Annotated in this window: 11 protein-coding genes; 2 read left to right on the top strand and 9 right to left on the bottom strand. The window is 45.2% G+C overall.

Annotated features, from left to right (window positions below; genetic code table 11):
• Nucleotides 1-325: 325 nt before the first annotated feature.
• From D479_RS20860 to D479_RS17800, 3 genes are read right to left on the bottom strand one after another with little or no spacing between them, the layout of a single operon-like run.
• The gene (locus D479_RS20860) at nucleotides 326-499 is read right to left on the bottom strand and encodes a hypothetical protein (RefSeq protein WP_161484898.1); all 174 of its coding nucleotides are present in this window, start codon (nucleotides 497-499) and stop codon (nucleotides 326-328) included.
• Between the two features lie 14 nt (nucleotides 500-513).
• Nucleotides 514-888 (bottom strand): hypothetical protein, encoded by a 375-nt coding sequence (locus D479_RS17805; protein WP_008639819.1) that lies wholly within the window; start codon nucleotides 886-888, stop codon nucleotides 514-516.
• On the bottom strand, nucleotides 888-1,088 hold the full coding sequence (locus tag D479_RS17800) for a helix-turn-helix transcriptional regulator (protein ID WP_008639817.1): 201 nt from the start codon (nucleotides 1,086-1,088) through the stop codon (nucleotides 888-890). Before D479_RS17800 ends, D479_RS17805 begins: the two co-directional genes overlap by 1 nt.
• 223 nt (nucleotides 1,089-1,311) lie before the next feature.
• Here D479_RS17800 and D479_RS17795 point away from each other — a divergent pair, with 223 nt between their 5' ends.
• On the top strand, nucleotides 1,312-2,034 hold the full coding sequence (locus tag D479_RS17795) for a 3-ketoacyl-ACP reductase (RefSeq protein WP_008639815.1): 723 nt from the start codon (nucleotides 1,312-1,314) through the stop codon (nucleotides 2,032-2,034).
• Between the two features lie 96 nt (nucleotides 2,035-2,130).
• Here D479_RS17795 and D479_RS17790 read toward each other — a convergent pair whose 3' ends face one another.
• From D479_RS17790 to D479_RS17775, 5 genes are read right to left on the bottom strand one after another with little or no spacing between them, the layout of a single operon-like run.
• Nucleotides 2,131-3,480, bottom strand: coding sequence for a hypothetical protein (locus D479_RS17790; protein ID WP_008639813.1), 1,350 nt, complete (start codon nucleotides 3,478-3,480; stop codon nucleotides 2,131-2,133).
• On the bottom strand, nucleotides 3,473-4,042 hold the full coding sequence (locus tag D479_RS17785; RefSeq protein WP_008639811.1) for a GNAT family N-acetyltransferase: 570 nt from the start codon (nucleotides 4,040-4,042) through the stop codon (nucleotides 3,473-3,475). The genes D479_RS17790 and D479_RS17785 overlap by 8 nt, the downstream gene beginning before the upstream one ends.
• A gap of 37 nt (nucleotides 4,043-4,079) precedes the next feature.
• Nucleotides 4,080-4,307, bottom strand: a complete 228-nt coding sequence (locus D479_RS20030; RefSeq protein WP_051989410.1) for a GNAT family N-acetyltransferase — start codon at nucleotides 4,305-4,307, stop codon at nucleotides 4,080-4,082.
• 2 nt (nucleotides 4,308-4,309) lie between these two features.
• The gene (locus D479_RS20025; RefSeq protein WP_051989409.1) at nucleotides 4,310-4,564 is read right to left on the bottom strand and encodes a hypothetical protein; all 255 of its coding nucleotides are present in this window, start codon (nucleotides 4,562-4,564) and stop codon (nucleotides 4,310-4,312) included.
• Entirely contained in the window at nucleotides 4,561-5,775 is a 1,215-nt protein-coding gene (locus tag D479_RS17775) for an EAL-associated domain-containing protein (protein WP_008639809.1), read from the bottom strand. Before D479_RS17775 ends, D479_RS20025 begins: the two co-directional genes overlap by 4 nt.
• A 244-nt stretch (nucleotides 5,776-6,019) precedes the next feature.
• Here D479_RS17775 and D479_RS17770 point away from each other — a divergent pair, with 244 nt between their 5' ends.
• Nucleotides 6,020-6,937 (top strand): hypothetical protein, encoded by a 918-nt coding sequence (locus D479_RS17770; protein ID WP_008639808.1) that lies wholly within the window; start codon nucleotides 6,020-6,022, stop codon nucleotides 6,935-6,937.
• A gap of 84 nt (nucleotides 6,938-7,021) precedes the next feature.
• Here D479_RS17770 and D479_RS21245 read toward each other — a convergent pair whose 3' ends face one another.
• Complete coding sequence (locus D479_RS21245) at nucleotides 7,022-7,657, bottom strand: collagen-like triple helix repeat-containing protein (RefSeq protein ID WP_008639806.1); 636 nt, start codon at nucleotides 7,655-7,657, stop codon at nucleotides 7,022-7,024.
• Nucleotide 7,658: the final 1 nt, after the last annotated feature.

Genomic DNA, 7,658 nt, shown 5'->3' with positions numbered 1-7,658 from the left:
TAAATAACCATACTTTGGTAGAAATAAACCAGTAATAATACATTCACGAGAAAAAAGGCCCACCCGATAAGAATCAGTATGGAACCTTCCAAGAGCGCCCTGGAAGATGTTTTATAAATACGCACAAAAAAACGCCCGGAAATTCCGGACGTTTTTCCCTTTAACGATATGGATTTTGTTTTCCAGTACCGTTTGTCTCCCCTTTTTCTCTTCTTAATGCGTTAAGATCTTTCTTATTTTTGTTCTTTTTCTTTTCACCCATAAGATGACCTCCCTTCCCCTTTAGTTTGTCTAAATGGACGGAAATCAGCAGAACCATTGGATGTCAGCGATTCCAGACACTGACGAATATGACAACCGCTGCAAACACAATGGCGGATATGGATAGAATTTTGATAAATCCTTTCTTAGATAAAGCGTTCTTCGTTGTTTCTCGACGAGCTGTCCAATATAGAATTCCAAATGTGACGAGGAAGGCTACCGGAAAAAACCATTCCATCTCCAATCCCTCCTTTACATCTTTTTGGATAGAATTACCCAGGAAAGGAATACTGTACAAATATTCAACGCAATCAACATCTGGATGACCATGGAGGCCGTAAGGTTAACTCCTGCTTCCAGCAGCGTAAGTAAAGCAAACATATAGATAAGCATGGCAAAAAAAGAATAGAACAATCCTTTATAACGAATCAGTTGCATACGCTCGTCCTTCTGTTTGAACTGTGGGTGCAGATACGCCATGGAAAAACTCATGACCGCCATCGATACCATTAAATAAGCAGGCATGGACGGCAGCGTTCCTGCAAGAACAGATATAAGAATGAAGAACAGCGCCTGTACACTGAATAGTCCACCTGCTACTTTATACGCCAGTGGATAATAATCCATTATTTTTCCTCCTCAAAAATAAATATATCTTCAATGGCAGCCTGAAAAATACGTGCAATTTTAAATGCTAAAGGCAGGGACGGATCATATCTTCCTTTCTCGATGGATATAATCGTCTGTCTGGAAACCCCTAACTTTTCTGCCAGACGATCCTGTGATAATTGATGTTTTTTTCTATAGGCTACTAAATGATTTTTCACAATTACCCTACCGCCCTTTCTATAAAAAGAATAATGTAAAGCCACCTTTACGTCAAGGTAACTTTACATTATTCTTTCGATTCCCTGAGTTGTTTTTCAGGTAAGCTTTTTGTTTACCATAATTTTTTTATGTATAGTAAATGTGTGGGAATGATTTTTTATCGTGCTTCCTTTTTGCAAGAAGGCTGTATACGTCGTAAAATCAAAAGAAAGGAGGATGAATATGGCACAACAGATAAGTAATAAAATTGCGTACATAACCGGTGCAGGAAGAGGGATTGGTAAGGCCACTGCTTTGGCACTGGCAGAAGAGGGTGTTCACCTTGGCTTGATGGCCCGAACGGAGAGTTCTCTCCATGAGGTGGCTGAGGAAGCCGCGAAGTATGGTGTAAAAGCCGTCACAGCTCCTGTAGATATTTCGGACATCCAAGCGGTAAATAAAGCCGTAGCAACATTGGAGGCAGATTTGGGAAAAGCGGACATCCTCATTAATAACGCGGGGATCGGCTTGAACGGATCGTTCCTTGAGCTGGAGCCTGAAGAGTGGAAACGGACGTTTGAAATAAATGTCTATGGTACTTACCATGTCACTAGAGCCGTCCTTCCTCACATGGTGGATAAGAATAAGGGAGATGTCATCATGATCTCATCCAGCAACGGTCTCAAAGCCACAGCAGGTTCAACTTCCTACAGCGCTTCTAAATTCGCTGTCCAGGGGATGACGGAAGCATTAATGCAGGAAGTTCGCCGCCATAACATTCGCGTCTTCACCATGAACCCGAGTCTTGTCGCAACAGAACTTGTCTTTGGTGACGAGCTGGAGGAGAAGAACGAAGACAAATTCATGCAGCCGGAAGACCTGGCAGAATTCATAATTTCCCAGTTGAAACTGGAGCAGCGTATTTTCATTAAACAATCGCTTCAATGGGCAACCAATCCATTTTAAATCAAAACACCTCTCATTTTATTGATGAGAGGTGTTTTGATTTCCCTTTCTTATTCCCGCTTTTCTTATAGGATTACTGATTAAAGACACCGTTTTTCATGGGCTTAATTGTTTTGAAATCACATCCGCGATGTATACACCGGAGGCAGCTGCCTGGGAGAGAGAATGCGTTTCGCCAGAGCAGTCTCCAGCCAGATAAAGTCCGGAAATCTCCGTTTCAAAGCAGCGGTCTGTCGACATTTTCGGTTCATAAAATTTAGCATCCATTCCATAAAGAAGGGTATCCTCATCCATAGTTACACCAGTCCAATTCTCTAACCTTCGGAGCAGCGTTTCCATCGCTGAAATATAAAGATCGGGAACTTCATCTTTAAGAAAACCAGGGTCCGCCGCAAGGGAAGGTTTGACCCGGTTGTAAGTCAATGTTGACGTTGGTTTGTTCTGCCGAAGATCCCCGAGCCGCTGGACGAGAATTCTTTCATCCTTTCGATTAATTCCTCCCAGCACCTTGGATGCTGCTTTCATAGCAGCTTCGTATGTATGGAAATACTGAGGAACGAAAAGGGTGAAATTTAAATTGCCGCTCGGACCGCCTCCCTCGTATTGATTCTGCCCATCTGCCATCGTCCATCCGTGCTGAAACTTTCTAATAATCCTTCCGTCCGGGTTCATGCAGTAGGTCGTAGCCTCCCATTCGTCCGCTGCTATCCTCCATTTTGTTTCAAATGTGCGATCCAGAATGCTGTCTAGCTGGCCACGCTTCATCTCCACTCTAAGCCCGAGATCAAGCCTTGTTTTCGAAGATTTTAATCCTAGTTCCGCTGCCTGATTGAGCATCCAGTCACTCCCGCTTTTTCCTGTTGCGAAAATCACCTTTTTTGTTCGGATGATCCCTTCACTCGTGCGGAGAAGAAAAACGTTCTCATTCGACGTGACCTCATATACATCGGTCTGGAAAGAGAAGCTGATGGATTTCTTCAAGGTTTCAAACATGTTCTGAAAAACACGTTTTGATACTTTTGTTCCCAAGTGCCGGACAGAGGTGGTCAGCATCTCCAGGGAGTGTTCACGCGCTTCTGCTGCCAATTCCTTATTCCACGTGTGATAGATCCTCTTCACGTCCCCACCATAATCACAAAGAATGTCATCAACAGCCTTCATGTATTCCATCGCTTTTCTGGAGCCGATTTTCTTATACAGTTCTCCTCCAAAACCATTGGTATAATTGAATTTCCCTTCGGATTTTCCGAGACCGCCAAAGCCGAAATAACGATCGCATAACTGAGCGCACGTACACGATTGTCCAATCTCCGACCCACAAAAACGATTGGCAAGAGGTTTTCCTTTATCTATTATTTTGATGGATAAAGGGTTTCTTTTCTGTGCCAGACGACAAGCAAGGAAGGCAGCACTTACACCTGCACCAATGATGGTGACGTCATACATCGGTCTTCACCTTTGCGTACACACACGTATCCGTAAGTTTCGATCCATCAACAGATTTGTCTTCATTCCTTAAGATCCCTTCAAGATCAAACCCCAGCCCTTCCGGGACAGCTCTGCTCCGTCGATTGCCGGACTCGCACCGTATTTCCACCCGTGCACAATGCAATCCTCTGAATGCATAATCTGTCAGCACCGATACCGCTTCCCTCATGTACCCTTTACCTGTTGCCTGCTTATCCAACCAGTACCCGATCTCTACTGCCGGGACATTCCAATTGATCCTGTGGAATCCACACGTCCCGACATAGCTGCCGCTTTCTTTCTCAAACAGAAGGTACCGGAGGTTTGTGCGAAGGTAGAATTTCGCACGGGATTCGCGCGCGTTCGCTTCTGTTTCTTCTACTGTGGGAAGCTGCTGCACGAAACCAAGCCAAGGACGCAGTTCCTCTATTGATCTGCGAATCGACGCATTGATCTCAGCCCCGTCCCCTGGTTCAGGTATCCTTAAGATTAACCGATCCGTTTCTAACTTCTCTTTCACATCCACCATTACCGGATTCAAAGTAACACCCCTTAAAAAAGAATATCTTTCACCCGCCTTATTCCTTCTTTCCAGTCGCTTCTCTCACCATAGTTATAAACTTGTCCGGACCACTATAGAAGGCTTGATCTGCCTCAAAACCCATCTGTGAATAAAGACGGATGGCACGCCTGTTAAACGTGGCAACAGATAGACGCAGACAGCTTTCGGAGTCTTTTTCCACCTCATCCAGTACAGCTTTGAAAAACGGTGTTCCTTTTCCCTGTCCCGTCCAGGACGGCTTCAACCCTACTCCAATATCCGTACAACGGCGCTCATAGGCTCCAAAAGGATACCCAGCGGGGACGCGGCACTCGGACCAGTACAATAGAAGCCGATGAGGTTCTCCCCTACAAACGCTGCCACATAGCTTCCATCCAAACGCTCCTTCACATTTTCTTCGTTTACAGCTACATTATAAAAATCATAGGGCGGCTCATAAGCGAAACAAAGAGATTCTATCGCCAGCTTCTTCGTCATTGGATGAAAAGTGATGGACGTCATTGCAGTAAACACTCATGATTATAGAGATAAGCATAGCGTAAATCGATGAAGAGAAAATGAGTGTCCGTAAGCGGAAAACTAAAGGTACGAACCATTTCCTTCGTTTCAATATCGGAATAAAGGTCGGACAACAGCCCGGTATTCCAAGCCTTCATACGCATAACGTTCTCAAGGAAATATGGACGAAAAGCCCAGTTAGATCCTTTTTTGTGCGGCTCCATCTGCCATTCACTGTCACGCTTCCGAAAGTTGGCAGATACTTGCTGCCCTTCTCCATTACAAACGAACATCCGAAAACTCTCCTCATCAAAAAGATCCGTCACTTCTGCAATGAAAGTATCCGCTTTTTTAGGGCCCTCCCATTTTACCAGCAGTCCTTTCACCTTTTCTTCCCATTGCCTTACAAATAGCAGCCGTTCTTCTATAAGTGTGCGCTGTCTATGGACATATCTTTTTACCTTTTCGGACAGATCGACAGCCAGTGACTCCTTTTCAACAAGGTCAAACGACGGATACGCTAAGTAATACCCTTGGTAGTACCTGCTCCCATTTTTCCATGCGAAATAAAGCTGGAAATCATCCTCTATGTTTTCAAATAAGAGGGCTGCTCCTATCCTGTGGGCCAGCATAGACAAGGAAAACATGACATCCTGGAATTCGTCCCCGTTATGCTTACGGATAATGCCTGAATCTATTTTAAGAATATGCGGCTCTAATTGACGGATTCGGTCAATGTTCGAACTTTTTGCTCCGACGTGGTCTACGGCTACTTGAATACCGTACGTCTTGTAATATAGGAGAAGGTGACCGAGCGTTTCGAAATCTTCATCAAAATCATGCTCCGTCACTTCAATCACGACCCTGTTCAAGTGAAAACCTTTTTGGTCATACAAAAGAAGCGTCTCCAGAAGAGCTTCTCCATCGTTCACGAGGAGCTGGCTGGCATTCCGGTTGATGAACAGCATTCCGTCCTTCTCCTTCTCCAACATCTCGTCCATTGCAAGTTTCAACAGGTGTTGATCGACTTCCTCTTTGAATTCTTCCGGCACATCTTCATCTTGGAAAAAAGGGCCCAATGACTTCCAGCGGTCTTCATCCTGGATACGTCCCAATACCTCATATCCGATCACATCATGATCGATTGCTCCAATCACCGGTTGGAAGACAGGCTTGATATTATGTAAATTCCCAATGACATCGAACGGGTCCATGTGTCCTCCTCCTCTTATCCTTTTCCCACATTATACAACAATTCTGACTATGATCTAGAACATTTCCACCTTTTCTACCCATCTCCCCGCAACCTCAGGGAGCAATCGCAGCGATATTTTCGGCATGCTTTCCACTTTCTAAACAAACCGGCGCCGTATGTGTAAATACAGCAAAAATAGTTCACCGATCTGGGCATTCGCACATACGTTATCAAAACAAGTGACTTTTGGAGGAGGGCGGGGTATGAAAGAGATGGAATCAACCTGCGTTCGTGTTAAAGAAGTATATGACTGGATGGAAACCCGTACATGTAAAGAATTGGTGCGCCGCGTACTCGTTCCTAATTCCACTTTCGAAGCAGAAGAGTGTATTTGTATTCCTTATTATGTAAGAAATGATTCAGAAGACCCTTCGCCCATTTATACAACCGTCGGACTTAATGCTGTAGAAAGCTGTTATGCTGTAACCCATACATGCACCGGGAACTGTGAGCTGACTATATTAGTCAATGGAAGGGAAGAGGCTTCCCTCGCTTCCGGGGATACGCACCTGGCTGAAAAGGAGCATTTAGAATCGATCACCATTCTTCCAGATCCTTATGGGCAAGGATGCAAGGGGACTTTGACCTTGGATATTTCTTACTCCGCCGGCTCCCCGGCTCGCGAGTTTCAACGGAGGGAGCTCCCCTGTTATTTAACCACCGCAGAAGGAACTATCCTAACGTCTGCTGGTCCAGATACGTTCTACTGGCAGATTGAGAAAACATCCGAACAGCGCTCTTTCCCTTTGAGGGACGGAAGCCGGGTTCTGCTTAATAAAATTTCAGCAGCTTTCCGCACACACGTTACCGTAGATATTTATGATCGTGCTGGTGACGTCGTTACCCCCTGTACCTTCCCCGTAGAAATAGAAGAGACGTACTATCTATGTGCACCGGATGGTTGCAAATTCGAGGGATATGTTACTGAATTTCTTCCCAACGCATACGTCATCCCTGCAGAAGAAAATGGATGCGTATGTCTGGATATCCATCTATCCTTATGTATCTCCCATCGCATGAAAGCCTTCGGTGACCGAACAGCAGCTATAAGGGGAGCACTATGTTCACCTAGAGAAGACATTCCTCTTCCATGTACTCCCCCACCTGTACCCATCTGTTAATACGTGCGTATATTTCTATGCGTATTACAAGAAGCATTTGCCGGCTCCCCTAATTCTTAAAAGAAGCTGGCGAAATACTTCTCGTTATACTAATTCGTCATCAATACGGATGATTGTAAGAGTAGCTCCTTGACCATCCTGCAAAGTTGCTGCACCCAGGAGGCCGAATAGTTCAAGGCTAATCGTGTCTCCCACATCCAGGGATACTATAATATCCGCATTAAAACTGCTGACACTTAACACAGGGTTGGTCTCAGAGGCTTCCAATGGAGTACCATTGACCGTAAGTCTTGCTCCCAATAGTAATGCAGCTGTTGTATTTACTTTGTAGGACAAATAATAACGCCCGGAAAGTGTGATAGTAAATACCGTGTCTGTAGGATCTACTGTGATATTTTTTACATTCTGTGAGTTCGGTAATGGAACGGTTGTTCCTCCAAGTACCACAGCAATTAGAGCTCCTTCTGTATTAGCCGCGAATCCAGATGTTTCCGTAACAACAGGACCTGCTGGACCAGCGGGTCCTACTTCTCCTTGCGGGCCTGCCTCCCCCTGTGGACCTGCCGGACCTGTTTCTCCCTGTGGACCTGCCGGACCTGTTTCTCCCTGTGGACCTGCCGGACCTGCCTCTCCCTGTGGACCTGCCGGACCTGCCGGGCCTTCAGGTCCTCTTAAACCGCGGACACAATCTCCACTTCCATCATAAAAGTTTATAGCCATT

Origin of the sequence: Halobacillus sp. BAB-2008, from assembly GCF_000328325.1 — a bacterium.
Taxonomy (GTDB): domain Bacteria; phylum Bacillota; class Bacilli; order Bacillales; family Halobacillaceae; genus Halobacillus.
This window is presented reverse-complemented; position numbering and strand designations above follow the sequence as displayed.